We start from the raw sequence: 15118 nt of genomic DNA on the forward strand, positions 1-15118 counted from the left end.
GTCATACCGCCGCGCAAGAATGCCAAGCCGTGGAAGCCATCGACTGCAGGGGCTATCGCTCGGAACGAGGCGCTGCGCGCTTCGAAATACCTTGGCCGCGCCATCTGGAGAAAATGGAGCGGATACCACCGACGAAGCCGCGCCGAGACGAAGATGCATTGCGTGAAGCTGCTGGGGCAGAGCCTCATGGCGCGCGACTTCGATCGTCAGGTCGCCGAACTTCAGATCCGCGCCGCCGTGCTCAACGGCTACACCGCGCTCGGCATACCCGTCACAGAGCCTGTGGGATAATTGCGTCCGGGGAAAGGGGAACTCCGGACGTTACCGACTTTGCGCAACAAAGCCCAAGCAATGCACTAAACCAATTGTCTTGATCATCGAAATCTTTGTCTAAATGATATTTTTTAAGACGCAGGTAGGAGTCGTGTTTACCATCAATGAACGGATCAAAGTCATTCCTCCTCAGAATGATCTTGTTGATGTCGCTCTTAGATAGACTGGAGTCTTCCAAAAGAATCTGACTAAGCGATGCGAGTGTTCCTTTAGACGGGACCACTCGGCCTTGCTCCAGTCTCACAATCGACGCCTGTGAAAGGCCGATACGCTGTGCTAGCTCCTCGCGGGAGATACCGTGACGGTGACGGTACATTCTGATCAGCGATCCGAAGAGGTTTTCTTTTTCGCCCGCCATTGACACTTCCATCATTAATAAAAATTGGTTTCGGTGGTCGAGCCCCTTCTTTCGTCAACTAGGACTTCACTACGTTTCAGGCTCGCCTAGATCTGCGCCTTAATCAAGCCGTCTATGGCTGTTTAGCCGTCTCTGACATCAGGACCAGGCAATTGACCTTTTCCGCTCACCTACTCTGTGGGGCACCCTATAGCGGAAGCTACTTCCTGCCGGAGCATCAGTATCCACGAAGGACTTGGATAATTTACGACCAGACAGCCTCCCCAACTACCTACTCTATTTAGCGCGCTTGTCACTTACAGACCAGACCACCGACCCAATGGTCAGCAGCGCGCCGATCACGGGTTCGACATCAGAGGCTTGGACGTAGCCCTTGGCGACGAGAGCAGTGCCAGCGACGGTCAAAACTTGGCGGATCAGCGCCATGATTGCAGGTTTCAACATGATTTTCTCCTGTTCAGATTTCATTGCTGGTTGAGAGGAATTCGCCCGGCTTCATGGTCGGCAGGCGCTGCAATCGGGGCGGAAAGGTTGCGGGCCAGCGCGCGCCGAGAAGGCGGGACTTGGCGATCCGGGCGATGGTGACGGCATCGGACTGGTTGCCGCCGAGCACATAGAAATGCGTGTCATCCTGGCCCATCGCGAAACCCACATGGCCGCCTGAACCGCGTTCGAAGACCAGCACCGCGCCAGTAATCGGCTGCACTGCTTGCCCGAACAGCAGCCAGTTGCGTGCCCAGTAGGGATTGGTGCCCAGCGCGCCGAGCAGCGGTTCATCAGGCAGGCCCATACGGATGCAGGTTTCCACGAAATCCCCGCACCATGGGTTCTTGGATGGATCGCCAAGGGACCGGCCATCGCGTTTCAGCCAATCCATCAGCCAGGATCGATCGCGGGCCTCGTGACGGCCGAGGGCAGACTTGGCCTCGGTGATCCAGGGCAAAGGGCCTGGCGGTGCGACAGAAGCAGCGCGGCCATTGGCGGCCAGGAGCGCCTTCATTGCGCGAGCAGTGCGCAGGCCCCACAGGCCATCAATGGCCCCAGGGGAGTGGCCGAGTTTGACGAGACCGCTTTGGATAAGGCGGATGGGTTCACGGGTTTCGGTCGGCATGGGGAGGCTCCTTTCGCCCGTCGCCGGGCAACAAAAAACCCGTCTTGCGGGCGGGTTGGGTTAGATCGGGTTGATGTGTGGTGTGGGGGTCAGTCAGTTCGGCCGCGCTGGAAGGCCTCGAACATCAGATCGCGCATCGCGCGGATGTCGGTCTCAATGCGTTCCAGCCGGTCCGCATCGTCGTCGCGGTCTTCGGCGCGCTGGCGATCGACGCGGTCGCGTTCGGCGGCCAGTTCGCGATCAAGGCGGGCAAGCATGGCGTCGTTGGTGAAGGCTTTGCGCGTGACGGAAGCCAGAAGAGCGATGGTGCCGGCGATCAGTGCGGTGATGGCCGCCGCGATTCCGTTGTCGCGAAACGCCTCGGCGACTTCCTGCAGGAAGCTGGTTTCCTCAGTCATGGAGGGTCTCCTAGAAGTCAGTTTCGACGTAGACGCCGGAGCAGTCGTAGGCGACGGCTGCGGTGGTCGCGCCGGTGTTCATGTAATTTCGGGGGCTCAGAAGCTGGCTGGCGGCGGGTATGTCGGTGGTGATGGTGAACTCGACCGCCGCGCCGCTGACTTCCTCGACCACTCGCACGCCAATATCTGAGCCATTCGGAGCTGCCGCGATATAAAGCGACAAGACGTTGGTGGTGCTGGCCACCGGAAAGCTGGCACCCAGATCGGTCAGCGTTGGCGCGCCGGAGCCATCATTGTGCACCAGTTGCCAATTCGTGTGGGTGCCGCGCTGGAACCCGATGCCGATGCAATTCACTGCGGCCGCAAGTGCCAGTGTGGTGGCCAGTGCTGCCGTTGAGCCATAGAGCCCAAAGAACCCCATTCCAGTCGCCTGCAATGTCGTCATCGACAGCCGGTTGACGTAGCTCCATCCACCAAGCCCATCGGCATTGCCGCGCCAGCAGACCCATCCGGCAGACCGTTCCTCGGCTACAGCGTCTGCCGTCGCAGCGCTGGTCATCCGCCAGCGTCGCATGCTGGTCGAGAGATTGGTTGTCGCCAACGTTGGTGTGGCAACGGTGCCCACTGCCGTGCGCGGCATTCCGTTGGTGTTGACAGTTGTGCTCGTGGACGGAGCCCACGTTGCGATCCGGTTGACCCCAAAATGCGGCTGAAGGGGAAAGAACCGCCCCGAGGGGCGCTGCACATCCAGCCATCCGGCCCCCGCGCGATCACGGGCATAGATGGCCAGTTTGCCAGTAGGTGGCGGGTCAGGCACCACACTTTGCCCCTGCATCAGCAGCGGCTCAGCCAAATCGACCCGGCCAGATGTGCGGTCGATCTTGATGGCCTCAAAGAAAGCCGTCCCATCCGGGCTGACCTTGATGCTGAAATCATCGCTGCCCAGGAGCCCGATCAGCGCCCGTGTCGAAAACCCGGTCTTGAACGCGACGGCCGCGTCATTGTCGGGGGCGGCTTTGTTGACTGTCGCCTCGATCCCGGCACCTGCGTTGTTGAACAGCATGGCTGGGGCGTTGATCGACAAGCGGTTGTAGTTGTCCGCGGTGGCCCCACCGAGGCCGAGCAGCTGCGCAGTCAAATTGGCCTGCGGCATCGCCACCGCCGTCACGGCATTGGCAAAGGTTACCGTCGGTGTATTCACCACTGTGGTCCCGCCAGCGCCCGCGGTGGCCGATCCGATGTTGACCACCGTATTCGATCCCGACGCGCCGCCGGTGCCGATGTTCAGGGTTTTGCTGACGCCGGTTGTCGTTCCGCCAGTACCCATCCCATAGGTTGCCGTGCCTGTCGCAGTGCCGATCGTTGCGGCCGCGGCGGAGACCGTCACGGTTCCCGATGCCGTCAACGTGCCAGTGAACGTCTTGTTGCCGGTGAATGTCTGTGTGCCTGCGAGGATCGCCAATTCGCTGGACGTGTTTGGAAGCGTGAAGATCCGGGTCGTGCCTGTGCTGATCCCTGCGAGTTCAAAGGTGGCCTTCTTGGTCGGATCGGCGTCGTCGTTTAACGTGAACGCTGTATCTGCAACCCCCGCGGCCAGCAGCGCACCAATTAGAGATGTCCATGCTCCGGCGCTGAATATCAGCGAAGCCTGCGTCGCCTCATTCCACGCCAGCCAACCGTCTTTTGGCGCATAGAATACCCACGCCCCATCCTGCCAGGCGGCGATCTGAGTGGCGCGCCCGGCCCAGAGGCCGGTGGGTAACGGGCCGATGATCCAGCGCTGGCCGTCGCCGGGCGATCCAGGCGGCGCTGACAGGGCAGCACTTTTGACAGAGATCTGCACCAGCACATCGAGGAAGCGGAGCCCCTCGTTCACGGTCACATGCTTTTGCGATTGGCTGGCCGCGAGATAGGGCAGCGCAAGATTGGTCGATTGGCTCATGCCAATGCCTCCGAGATTAAGGTCAAAAGGTTTAGACGAGGGCTTCGGCGCCAGCACCGCCACCCAGCGCGCCGATCTGGTAGACGCGGTACCGCAGCGAAGTGACCGGCCCACCAAAATCTGCCGTCATCATCGCCGCGGTGTAGAGAAACGAGGCGCTCGCGATGCCGGACACCGTCCGCACCACTGCCGCCCCGTTCAGGATTTCCAGATCATAAGCTTCCGTCGCCTCCCCGAGCGGCACGTCGACCAGAACCCAGCTATCGCCACTGCTGGCCCGGGTGCGCCGCAGCCATGTCAGCAGGATAGCGCCTCCTGGCTGCGGCACCCCACGCAGTTGCGCAGGGCTCAGCGGCCGCAGCCCGCGCCCAGACGGTGTGAACACCAGTTGCAGGTTCAACGGATCTGCGGCCGCCACATTAGACGGACCGATCCTCCAGTTGGCAGGCAGACCGATATCGCTTTCCGTGATGGCAATCGGCGTCACGGCAGAGTTCAGCACCACCACCCGCGCGCCAGCCGGAACCGGGTTGCCCATGGCGTCCTCGGTCCCGAATTGGCCACGCAGCAGATGGGTCAGCCTCCACCGCCCCGGGCTTTGCAGGGACGCCGTCCCGAACTGGACGATCTCCCAAGCATCGGGCCCGGTTTCGATTGCCACAGGATTGCCCCCGGCCAGCAGCGCCTCGTCGTCAAGGCTTGCGAAGGCGCCTGCCGCAATATCGACCCAGAGCTCGTTGCCATTATCAAACCGCCAGACTGGCCCCGGGTAGAAGTCAAACGCCAGCGACCCGAGCCGTGCGGGTTGGCCGACCGTGCCCAGCGCGGTGAAGCCATCGATGGACGGGCTGCGCCAGATCAAGGCCGACCCATACCAAGGGGTTGCAAACACAGCCGCATAGGGACGGTGCGCCGGAATATCGTCCGCCAGCTGCGGCAGGTTCATCAAGACTGCCGCGGGTGGACCATAGACCGTTGGGGCGATGAACGCGGGCGTGCGTTCGGGCCCGGGCGGCAGATCATAGAGCGTCTGGTCGGTGCGTTTGGCCTCAACCCGCCGCGCACCGCCGTCGGTGATCCGGGCCAGCACATATTCCGGAGCGCGGCCGTCATGCTCCAAGCGGATCACATCCGTAGGGTCCAGTGCCAGCCGCGACGGTGGCAGGGCGAAGGCGGCATCCTCGCGCCCTACCCATTCTTCATGCAACGCCCGCCGCGCCGCGCGATCGGCAAGGGCTGCGGGATAGACAATTGGGAACTGCTCGCTCCGCACGCGCGCTGTATCAACTGTAATCCGCCGGGCTTCCACCGATAGTGCGCCATAGTCTTCGTCTGGCATCATCAGGCGCCATTTCAAAGCCCGGGGCAGCTCTGTCTCCTGCGCGCGGGTGAAGCTGATGTCCTCGGCGTTGCGCTCTGTGATCACCAGTGTTTCGGCCGCGATCTGGGCCACAGCGGCCCGCCCGCGCGGCACAAAGCGCAACTGCCCGCCGGTCTCGACCACGTCGAAGCCATGGAATTGCGCCAGGGGCCCGATCGATGCGCGCGCACTCTCGATGGCGGTGATCGCGTAGCCCGGGACGGTGGCAGCTAGTTGCGAGACATCAATCAGATCCAGCGGCACGCCGCCGGTGCGGCAGAGCTCGCGGACCAGTTCAGCAAGGCCGCAACCGCCAATCCGGCCCGTCAACCAATGGCCGAGGCGAAAATTGTCGATGTCGGACCAGACATCGGAGCGCACAGGGAAAGCCGGATATGGCCGCGCGTCCCATGTCCAGATCGCGATCTCTGCCGTGTCGATCATCCGCCCTGCATAGAGGCTTGACGCGGGGTTCTTAGCCGGATCAGCCCAGTACGGATAAAGCGCTTCGATATACCTGCGCTGCACCAGATCATCCTGATATCCGCGCGAGTGATAGGGCAGGAAGGATTCAGACGACTTCGGATCAAAGAACACATTCGGCTGGTTGGTGCCGCGATCGACGGCGGGTGCCCCGGCCTCGGTGAAGCGGATGGGCTTTGATTGCGGCACCCAGGCTGTGGGCGATCCACTTTGGACGCCGCCGGGCCGGTTGAAATGCCGCTCCGACCACCAGTTGCGCAAATCCTTGGTCCGGAACACCCACGGTTTACCATAGGCACCGTCGGTGATCGGGGTGCGGATTTGTGCGTTACGGTCGCTATCGGAGGCATAGAACCAGTCAAAGCCTTCGCCCCCCTCGATGTTGGATTGCAGATAGGGCAGATCGTAGATCGCAGGCGCACCAGCCAGGGCGTCCAGATGCTGATCGCCATCGCGCCAATCGGAGAGCGGCATATAGTTGTCGATCCCCACAAAATTGATGTTCGCGTCGGCCCAGAGTGGATCAAGGTGGAAGAACAGATCATTGGTGCCGTCCTGCGGCTGGTGGCCGAAATATTCCGACCAATCGGCGGCATAGCTGATCTTGGTGTTCGGGCCGAGAACGCCCCGGCAGGCGGCGGCAAGGCTTTGCAGGGCAGTGACAGCCGGATAAGTGCTGGCGCCCGATCTAATCTGGGTGATGCCGCGCAACTCGCTGCCGATCAGGAAGGCATCAACGCCGCCCGCAGCTTTGCAGAGGTGCGCATAGTGCAGCATCATCCGGCGCAGGCCCCAGTCGTTCGGCGCGCCGGTCCAAGATACCGACGTGCCCGACACTGCGAAATTGCCCGGCACGGCCGCACCGAAGAACGCTGACACCTGCGAAGCTGCGGCTGCCGTCTTATCGACCGTTCCCGAAAAGCCTGGCGCGGGCGAACAGGTGATCCGCCCGCGCCATGGATATCTCGGCTGGCCCAGCGCCGAGGCATTGTCCGAATAGGGGTTCGGTAGCGTGTTGGCCGCGGGCACATCCATCAGCAGGAACGGATAGAACGTCACCCGAAACCCTCGCGCCTTCAGTTCCTGAATGGCCTGCACGATCGAGAAGTCGCTGGGTGTGCCGCCATAGGCCGGGCCGCCGTTGACCTGCGAGACGACATAGGCGGCAGCGCGGGTCACGCCGTTGACCAGCCAGATCTTCGGCGCGGTCACTTTGTTGGCGGTATCGACGCCCGGCCTGATCTGGCAATTGCCCGCGCGCAGATCGGTGCCAAACCAAGACACCACCAGCGACACCGATTTGCAGTTTGGGGCCGTGGCTTCCAGCTGATCCAGCGAGGTCAGGAAATCGCACTGCCCGCCGCTGGAATTGACGTTCTCGGGCAGCACGGCCCCATTGGCGATATTGCGGGTGACAGGCTCGGTCGCATAGATGAACTCGCCCGAAGAGGGGATCATGTTCACCGCCGTCAATAATTGCTCAGCGCTGTCGGGCTCCTCGGAGGGTCGGTAGATCTCGAAGGACAGCTGCGGCATCCGGTTGCCGAAACTGGCGAGGGGCAGGTTTTCGAACACGATGTAGGCAGTGCCGCGATAGGCTGGTGCCTGACCTGCGCCCATCATGGTCTCAATGAACGGATCTGGCATCTGGGTTTCGGTGCCGTGGTGCAGCCGCCAGATGGCTCCCGGCACATCAAAGGCGCTGCCATCGGCCCAGATGCGGCCAATCCCGCCAATCGGCCCGGTGGCGAGGGCCACGGCAAAGCTCGCGAAATAGCTGTAGTTCTCGATCACAACGCCGCCACCGCCGCCTTTGCCGCTGCCGCTCTGGCGGGTCTCGGTGTATTCCTCGCGAAAATCCGTGGCCCAGATTATGTTGCCGCCCACCCGCATCCGGCCATAGATGCGCGGGATCACGGCGCCTTCGGTGGCGCTGGTGACGCGAAGCTCGTCCAGCCGCGCGCCTTCCTGCCGCTGATCTGGGGTGAAGGAGGCGATGATGCGGGAATCAATCGCCGAGCCGATCATCGAGCCAATGCCGCCGCCGATGGTCATGGCGGAGACGCCCAGCAAAGTGCCCCCGAGACTTGCGCCGAGGGTCGAGCCGATGCCGCCCAGAACAATTGCTGCCATGTCGATCTAACCCGCTGCTGGATAAAGGAATGCGAAGGCCGCGCTGCGCGCCCAAAGCGCGCCCCACGGCTCTTCAATGACGCCCGCGCCCTCATAGGCGTGGATCAGACCGGTCTCGCTGCGAATGCCGCAGTGTTTGGCCGGGGCATTGCGCGCCATGCGAAACAGGATCAAAGCGCCGGGACCGGCATTTGCGATTGGGATTTCCAGCAGGAAACGCCGCGCGGCTGTAGCCAGAACTTCGTCCCCACCTGCTTCGCCCCAATCGCGCGTATAGGGCGGCGGGGTCACGGGCTCGGCCCCATGCAGATCCCGCCAGATCCCGCGGGCAAGGCCGAGGCAATCACAACCTGCGCCCAGAGCGCTGGCCTGATGCACATAGGGCGTGCCGAGCCAGATCCGCGCCGCTGCGATCACGGCTTCGGCACTCACAGCGGCTGTCCGGTATTGCCGCCACCCTGCGTGGGATAGCGCACGATGGTGTCGTCGCCGGGGATCGCCGGGAAGCCTCTAAAGTTCACACCATTGCCGAATTTTATCCGGCAGGTTGCGAACTGCTTGTCACAGCCCGCCTGGATGAAGAACCCATCGCCCAGCGTGATCTCCCGCACCGGCGCCTCGATCAGCGTGATCTGGGCTGCCCCGGCCACGATGGAATGGATGGAGACTTCGGCGCGCCGCCCAGCATTGGCACCGCTTGTCCATTCGACCCGGCCCAGAGCGAACCAATTCGCTGCAAATCCGCCCAGACCGGCGGTCCTGAATGCCCGATCGCCCGACACCAAGGCCACCGATCCGCTGCCCGAATAGCTGGGGGTGGCCAAATTGACCCCGCAGCGCGCATCACCGAGTTCTGCATCGCAGTAATACTGATAGGTCCGCCCCACTGGCTGATTGAGAAAATGCGTGAGCGAGCGCACTTCGGCCACGAACACCTGCTTGCCGCGCCGGATCTGGCCAAGATTGCCACGCCGCATAAGCACTCGCTGTGCCACATCCTCCCAATTCACCCGCCAGACCTCGATCGCCGCATTGTCCCAGCGCCCATCCAGAATATCGGTCTCGGTGATCCGGTCCGACCGCAGCGCGCCTTCTGCGTCCTGCCCGTCGACCGAGAAATCTGCACTGGCCCGGATCTCGGAAGCGGAAAAGCCACTGTCGGGCTCGAAACTGGCGCCCGAGATTACAAGCGTGCGGTCGTGATCCGTAAAACCGAAGATCGCGCCATCGGCCCGCTCAATCCGCCAGCACCACGCGAGCGTGGTTGTGCCATCATCGAGATGGGCTTGCATGTCTGTGGGGAGGAGTTTCATCTACGGACCTCAATCAGGGGAATGGATGTGATCGAGCCGAGCCGCTCGAAATCGAGGGTGACATCCAGCGTGTCGGTGTCGAAGCGCACGGGCACGTCGAATTCAAAACCGGCAGTGATCGCCACGCCGGGGGCCGGGGCTGCAGTGAAAGTCACCACGCCGGTGGTCGTGTTTATCGTCCAGCCGGTGATCTGGGTTGCGCCGTTCAGGGCCAGCGCAACGGTCCCAGCGACCGGCTTGGTGATCGTGCGTGTCCAGGACTGCGCGCCGCTGGTGTAGAGTTTCACCAGCTGGAACGTGGTTTGGGTGCCGTTGCCGGTCCCGATCGGCTTGTCGGTGGCCGTGGGATTAGCAGACGGCAGGCAGGATTTGTAATCGGCCCAGTCTTTCCAGCGAAACCCATAAAGCCGCCCCCGTCGTGCCTCGAAGAACGCGGTGACCGCCGCCAGATCGTCGGCTTTGCGAATGCCGTATGAGGCATCATAGCGCCGCCGCGAGTCTGCCCATGATCCGTTGCGTTCCTCGTCGCCGCTGGCCATCTCGACAATCTGGGTGCGGCGTTCCGGCCCGCCGCGCGCGCCGCGGCTGATATTGTCGGGGAAGCGCACCTCGTGAAACGCCATCACATGCCCCTCCGGCCAAGCGACACAGCGCGGGCGATGTCGGCCGCCACCTGCGAGCGGGATTGCCGGAAACTTTCGGCGTCACGGGACATGATCGTGACGTTGACCGCAGGTGCCGCACCTTGTCCCTGGCCATAGCCAGCTGCTTCCCTGCGCGACAGAACCCGCTCGCCGCGTTGCAAGATCGCGGGGACCTCATCGGGTTTCAGCCCGGCCCAACCGCCCGAATGCATGCGCGGCGCTCCGGCGAAGGCCATACCGGGCACGATCCGGTGGCTGCCAGCGACGCCAACTGTGCCGCCAGAATGCAGGATGTTCGCGAACAACCCGCCCGCGCCGCCAAACGCGCCCGACAAGGCATCTGCGATGGGGCCGAGAATAAAGCGCCGCGCGGCCAGTTTGGCCAGATCAGCGATCATCGAAGTGACGAGGCTGCTGAAGTCCAGCTTGCCGGTCTTGACGAAGTCGCCCACAGCATTTTCCGCGCTCTGGAACGCCCCGACCAGCGTCTGGCCGATATCGCCCCCGATATCGCGGGCCTTGGCAGAATAATCGGCAAGGGCAGCCGTCACCGCACCCCAGCCGGTTGCCGCTTGGTTCGCACCTTCGGCGGCTGCGGCCCCGGCTGTGTGCGCTGCCGCACCAGCACCACCGGCAGCGGTGGCCGTCTCATCAAGTTCGAGACCGAGCGCATCTGCCGAAGTGGCAGCATCCGCGAGGGCTGTTTCCGCCTCGGCCCCGGCGCTGTTCATCGCATCGCGCAGTGCCTGCCAACTCGCCAAGGGGCGGCCAGCTGCATCGGCCAGCATGCCTGCTGCCTCGCGGTAGCCGTCGGCCCTGGCGCTGGCATCATCTGCTGCTGCCCCAAGGCCCAGATCAGGCGTATCGACGTAAGTTCGCCTCAGTGCCGCGGAGAACGCGTCGGCGGCGGCAGCACCGGCCGCCTCGGTCGCCCCCGCGAAGGGGTTGTCGATCCCGCCGAGTGCCACCGGATCGAGGGTGCCAATCCGAACCCCGCCTTCGCCGGTCGCCCATTCTGGGAGCAGATCCAGTGCGGCGTTGAGCGTCGCAATGAACCCGTTGATCCGGGTGACGACACCGTTCAGCATCGACTCGACCCCGCTGATCAGCCCGTTCGCCGCCTGGAACGCGAAGTCGCCAATGGCACCGGGGAGCCTCCCCCAGATCGCCTTCATTGCATCGAATGTGCCCTGAAACACCGCCACCGACCGATCGCCAAAACTGAACACGCCGGTGATGGCACCGTCGAGCGCCGTCAGCGTTGTGGCCTTCATCCCCTCCCAACCTGCTGCCATCCGTGCCAGTGCTGCATCAAGCGCGAGGCCGATGTGCCCCCACACCTCGGAGGCGAGGTCGGAGAGCAAACCCATCGCGTTACCAAAGCCACCGGCACCAGCCATAAGCCGGGTGAACTGATAGACCAGCTCGCCCGCACCGACGATTAGCGCGCCGATGCCGGTGCGGATCAGGGCGCCGCGCAGGATCACAAGGCCGGTGGCCAGAGTGCTGACCGACAGGGCTGCGGCGGCCATACCCGCCACCCAGCGCCCGGTCATCAGCGCCACAAAGGTCGCGGCATATGTGGTCAACCGACCAATGTTGTCGAACAGCATTGTGATCGCGATGCCAACCGGGCCGGTCGTGCGCGCCATTGCCGCCAGCGCATTGGCGACCGCCTCCAAGGCCGGGGCCGCCGCCACCGCCAGTTGGTTCGACACACCGCGCCAGATCAGCCCCAACCGCGAGAGCGCGTCATTGGTGCGCTCGATCTGATCGGCGTCCTGCTCCGACACCACCACCCCGAAATCTCGCAGATCCTGCGTGGCCTGCCGAAGGGTCGCGCTATCGATCCGCGACATGGCGATGCTGCCTTCCTCGCCAAAAAGCTGCCCTGCCACCGCCGCGCGCTCCGCCGTCGGTACGAAATCCTCGATCGCTTGGTTGATCTGGCCAATCCGCTCATCGAGCGGCAGGGCGATGAGGTCCGTGGCCGATAGACCGAGGCGGTCCAGTGCGGCGACCGCCGGTCCGGTACCCGCAGCGGCCTGCGACAGGCGGCGCGTGAGATCCTTGGTCGCCTGCTCAATGCTGGTCATGGCAACCCCGGCCAGCCCGCCCGCGCGTTCCAGCACCTGAATACTCGCCACGGTCGTGTCGAGCGATTGGGCCAGCTTCGCCTGCGCATCGATTGTATCAAGCCCCGTCCGGACCATGGCCACACCTGCCGCAGCCGCCGCGGCGGTCATTGCGGCCAGCGCCAATCCTGCCCGGCGTCCAAAGCCCACCAGACGCGCGTTTGCCATCTCCATCTCGGAGGACAAACGACCAAAGCCACGAGCCCCGGCTTCTCCTACGCCTTCCAATTCGGCGCGCACTTGTCGTCCGCCGACCGCTGACAGGCGGACGCTGACCTTCTTCTCAGCCATGGTTTTCTCCGATTTGCTCGTTCACTTTGCGGACCATCACGGCCTCGATTTCTGGAAGCAGTTCAGCGGCGATGAGTGCGTCGATGCCCAGCGCTTGCGCCAGTGCAATGGCAGCACCCATGTCCCACCCCAAGACCGCTCCAGGGATCACACGCAATTGGCCACCCAAGCGGCCGACCAGATCCCAGACCTGCCAGCCATCCTGCGTTTGCGGGCGGTTCAGTCTTGTGGGGCAGTCAGGGCAGTTGCGTTCGCGGCCCTTGTAGGGCTCGCAGGCGGCGCAGTAACGATCGCCCCCGCCGAACGACCAGTCGGCAAGGGCGCCGAGGCGTTTTTTTCCGCGTCCAGGATCAGGCCGCGCGCGACGTATTGGGTTTGGAATGCCTCAAAGACCGGCCAGATTTCCAGCAGGGCGTCGATACCTTCCGCTGAAACCGGGACAATATTGCCCGCGTCATCGCCCACGCCTTCCCAATCCAGGACGGCGCGGCGCGCGACGGCTTTTGCCATGGCCAGTGCCAGCTCCTCGGTCGTGGCCGTCTCGGGCATTGCCTCGATGGTGGCGTCGGCCCGCGCAGAGACCATCAGTGCCGTGGTAAGCGGGCCCACAAGCAGGCGCAGCCCGGGGGCAAGGTCCAGCCATTGCGGCGTGGCGGTCAGATTCAGTCGGATCATGGTCAGTAACTCGCGATGCTGTTGATGAGGGTGGCGGTGCACATCCGCGCGGGGCTGGTGGCTTTGGCGGCCTGCCAGTCGAAACTGGCCTGCACGCCCTGCGGCCCGGCGATTTCGATGCGGGGGATCGGCAAATAGACGGCGTGTGCGGTGAACGTGAAACTGGCATTGGCGCCGAGGCTGTAATTAAACTCCAACTCGCAGGGCGTGCCGTCGATCGCTTGCGTGACGAGCGTGCTGTCGGAGAACCGCACCTCGATCCGGCCGGTCAGCGCGGCCATGGTCGGGTCAGCACCGTCAATCCGGCCATCACCGCGAATGGTCTCGATCCGGTCGAGATTGTTGGAATAAGTGATCTCGGCCGAGACTACGTTGCCTAAGCTGCTGCCGTTGCGCTTCACCGTGCCGTTGAAATGGCCGAAGCGCTGCAAGCCGAGCGATGTCGGCGTTCCGGCGGCCGTTGCGGCGGCGATGGTCTCGCCTTGAGCGATTAGCTTGGCCGAGGCGGTCAAAAGGCCGGAACGCTGCATCTGCCAGGACAGCTGATCCAGCACACAGCCGGAATACATCGCAAAGCGCGGCACCTCGGGCATGGCAGTTTCAATCTACATGCTGGGCAGGGTCCAGTTGCCTGACTGAAACATGTGGGTCTTGGGCGTGGTGCCGGTAGTTGTCGGTTGGCCGAACGCGGCCTTCAGCCAATACCCGAAAGCCTCGACATCGATTGGCACCACGACGTCGCCGTCGGCCGTGACCGCGTCCTTGATCGGCGCCAGCGGATCTCGGCCATAACCCAAGAGTTCCGATTCCAGCAGCGGTTGTTCCGAACCCAGCGTTGTCCGGGCAAAGGGCATCAATCGGAACCCGCTGACCGGCGGGGTGCCGTAAACCGTCTCAAAGCCAAGCGCCATCTGCGCCCGGGCGCCTTGCGCTCGTGCCATGTCTTTCTCCTTATTGTCGGGGTGTCAGGCCAGCGGGCCCGTGGTGGTGTAGTGTAGAACGACGGTGATCACCGCCGCTTTCAGGGTGACAGCGCCCTCAACCGGCAGATCGACCGAAGCTGGTGCTTCGGCCTCGATCCAATCGCAAAGTCCGCCGAGCGTGCGGTCAGTTTCCAGCGCGGTGCCGATGCTTACGATCAAGGTGTCAAACGAGGTCGCCCGCTCTTTCGCCGCCTGGACGACCACCTCCAACTCGGCGCGGTGCTGATAATGGTAGCGCAGCGGTGACAGCGTGACTTCCGGCTCGCCGGACTGTCCGTCGCGCAGAATGATCAGCCCGACTGGCGGGACGCGTTCGGGCAAGACCTCGTCACGCAGGACTATGGTGGCAATGGTTTGCAGCCGTGCGTGCAGCGCGGCGAGGATGGTTTCGCGAGTTGTGGTCGTCAATTCCATGTTTCCATTTCGAAAGGTTTGGAGAGACAGCGGACTTGCCTACATTGTTGAGTCTGGCGCACTATGATTGAGTAGAGTGAGCGGGTTTTGGGACAAAGTTCATTCCAACAGCTCAATAAAAAAGAAAGCGGAGGTTGTGCTGTGGCGGATTATTCTCGGGTTCTGGAAGCGATTGCCACGTCAAAAGACCCTAAAAAACTGCGTCGGTTTCAGGAGAATGCCCGCGAAAAGGGCGTACCTGAGATTGTGGAAGCCGCCTTTCGGCGCTTGCTCGAAATACTGCCGGATGAAGTCCCAGGCAGCGTCGAACATGATTTTTGGAAAACGATACACGCATTCGAGGAGATCCTCAGAGAAGAGCGCGGAAAGACAGTTCGGTTGTCGCGGGCTTTGTTGCGCAAAGTCGGTAACGTCCGGAGTTCCCCTTTCCCCGGACGCAATTATCCCACAGGCTCTGTGACGGGTATGCCGAGCGCGGTGTAGCCGTTGAGCACGGCGGCGCGGATCTGAAGTTCGGCGACCTGACGATCGAAGTCGCGCGCCAT

General features: G+C 63.1%; 14 protein-coding genes and 2 pseudogenes. 1 reads left to right on the forward strand and 15 read right to left on the reverse strand.

From position 1 onward, the window contains the following. Positions 1-291, forward strand: a 291-nt coding sequence (locus CHB90_RS23345) for a transposase (protein ID WP_141135827.1), incomplete at its 5' end; no start/stop codon positions are given. On the opposite strand, the gene CHB90_RS23350 is transcribed toward CHB90_RS23345, so the two are convergent. The 15 genes and pseudogenes from CHB90_RS23350 to CHB90_RS26330 form a co-directional block, all read right to left on the reverse strand. After that, on the reverse strand, positions 272-691 hold the full coding sequence (locus CHB90_RS23350; RefSeq protein WP_170941168.1) for a helix-turn-helix domain-containing protein: 420 nt from the start codon (positions 689-691) through the stop codon (positions 272-274). The genes CHB90_RS23345 and CHB90_RS23350 overlap by 20 nt on opposite strands. A 276-nt stretch (positions 692-967) precedes the next feature. Then, positions 968-1135: a Pam3-gp28 family putative phage holin gene (locus tag CHB90_RS26660; RefSeq protein WP_170941169.1), complete on the reverse strand. Its 168-nt coding sequence runs from the start codon at positions 1133-1135 to the stop codon at positions 968-970. 13 nt (positions 1136-1148) lie between these two features. After that, positions 1149-1802, reverse strand: coding sequence for a TIGR02594 family protein (locus CHB90_RS23360; RefSeq protein ID WP_089280169.1), 654 nt, complete (start codon positions 1800-1802; stop codon positions 1149-1151). An 89-nt stretch (positions 1803-1891) separates the two neighbouring features. After that, positions 1892-2200 carry a hypothetical protein gene (locus CHB90_RS23365; protein WP_089280170.1) on the reverse strand — a complete coding sequence of 103 codons (309 nt, stop codon included), beginning with the start codon at positions 2198-2200 and terminating at the stop codon, positions 1892-1894. A 10-nt stretch (positions 2201-2210) separates the two neighbouring features. Next, entirely contained in the window at positions 2211-4142 is a 1932-nt protein-coding gene (locus CHB90_RS23370) for a DUF2793 domain-containing protein (RefSeq protein WP_089280171.1), read from the reverse strand. A 31-nt stretch (positions 4143-4173) separates the two neighbouring features. Further along, positions 4174-8118: a baseplate multidomain protein megatron gene (locus CHB90_RS23375; protein WP_089280172.1), complete on the reverse strand. Its 3945-nt coding sequence runs from the start codon at positions 8116-8118 to the stop codon at positions 4174-4176. A 6-nt stretch (positions 8119-8124) separates the two neighbouring features. Then, entirely contained in the window at positions 8125-8550 is a 426-nt protein-coding gene (locus CHB90_RS23380; protein WP_089280173.1) for a C40 family peptidase, read from the reverse strand. Continuing rightward, entirely contained in the window at positions 8547-9431 is an 885-nt protein-coding gene (locus CHB90_RS23385; protein ID WP_089280174.1) for a DUF2163 domain-containing protein, read from the reverse strand. Before CHB90_RS23385 ends, CHB90_RS23380 begins: the two co-directional genes overlap by 4 nt. Next, positions 9428-10054, reverse strand: a complete 627-nt coding sequence (locus tag CHB90_RS23390; RefSeq protein ID WP_089280175.1) for a DUF2460 domain-containing protein — start codon at positions 10052-10054, stop codon at positions 9428-9430. The genes CHB90_RS23385 and CHB90_RS23390 overlap by 4 nt, the downstream gene beginning before the upstream one ends. Continuing rightward, complete coding sequence (locus tag CHB90_RS23395; RefSeq protein ID WP_089280176.1) at positions 10054-12501, reverse strand: phage tail tape measure C-terminal domain-containing protein; 2448 nt, start codon at positions 12499-12501, stop codon at positions 10054-10056. Before CHB90_RS23395 ends, CHB90_RS23390 begins: the two co-directional genes overlap by 1 nt. Next, positions 12494-12622, reverse strand: a complete 129-nt coding sequence (locus tag CHB90_RS27400) for a DUF7697 family protein (protein ID WP_281256139.1) — start codon at positions 12620-12622, stop codon at positions 12494-12496. The genes CHB90_RS23395 and CHB90_RS27400 overlap by 8 nt, the downstream gene beginning before the upstream one ends. A gap of 98 nt (positions 12623-12720) precedes the next feature. Beyond that, positions 12721-13176, reverse strand: a complete 456-nt coding sequence (locus tag CHB90_RS23400) for a hypothetical protein (RefSeq protein ID WP_089280177.1) — start codon at positions 13174-13176, stop codon at positions 12721-12723. A gap of 2 nt (positions 13177-13178) precedes the next feature. After that, positions 13179-14117 (reverse strand): annotated as a pseudogene (locus CHB90_RS23405) (phage tail tube protein). A gap of 24 nt (positions 14118-14141) precedes the next feature. Beyond that, a complete protein-coding gene (locus CHB90_RS23410; RefSeq protein WP_245823352.1) occupies positions 14142-14567 on the reverse strand; it encodes an acyl-CoA transferase in 426 nt (141 codons plus the stop codon). A 446-nt stretch (positions 14568-15013) separates the two neighbouring features. After that, positions 15014-15118: pseudogene (locus CHB90_RS26330) on the reverse strand (IS5/IS1182 family transposase); the annotation flags it as partial.

This window comes from Antarctobacter heliothermus (assembly GCF_900188425.1).
Taxonomy (GTDB): domain Bacteria; phylum Pseudomonadota; class Alphaproteobacteria; order Rhodobacterales; family Rhodobacteraceae; genus Antarctobacter; species Antarctobacter heliothermus.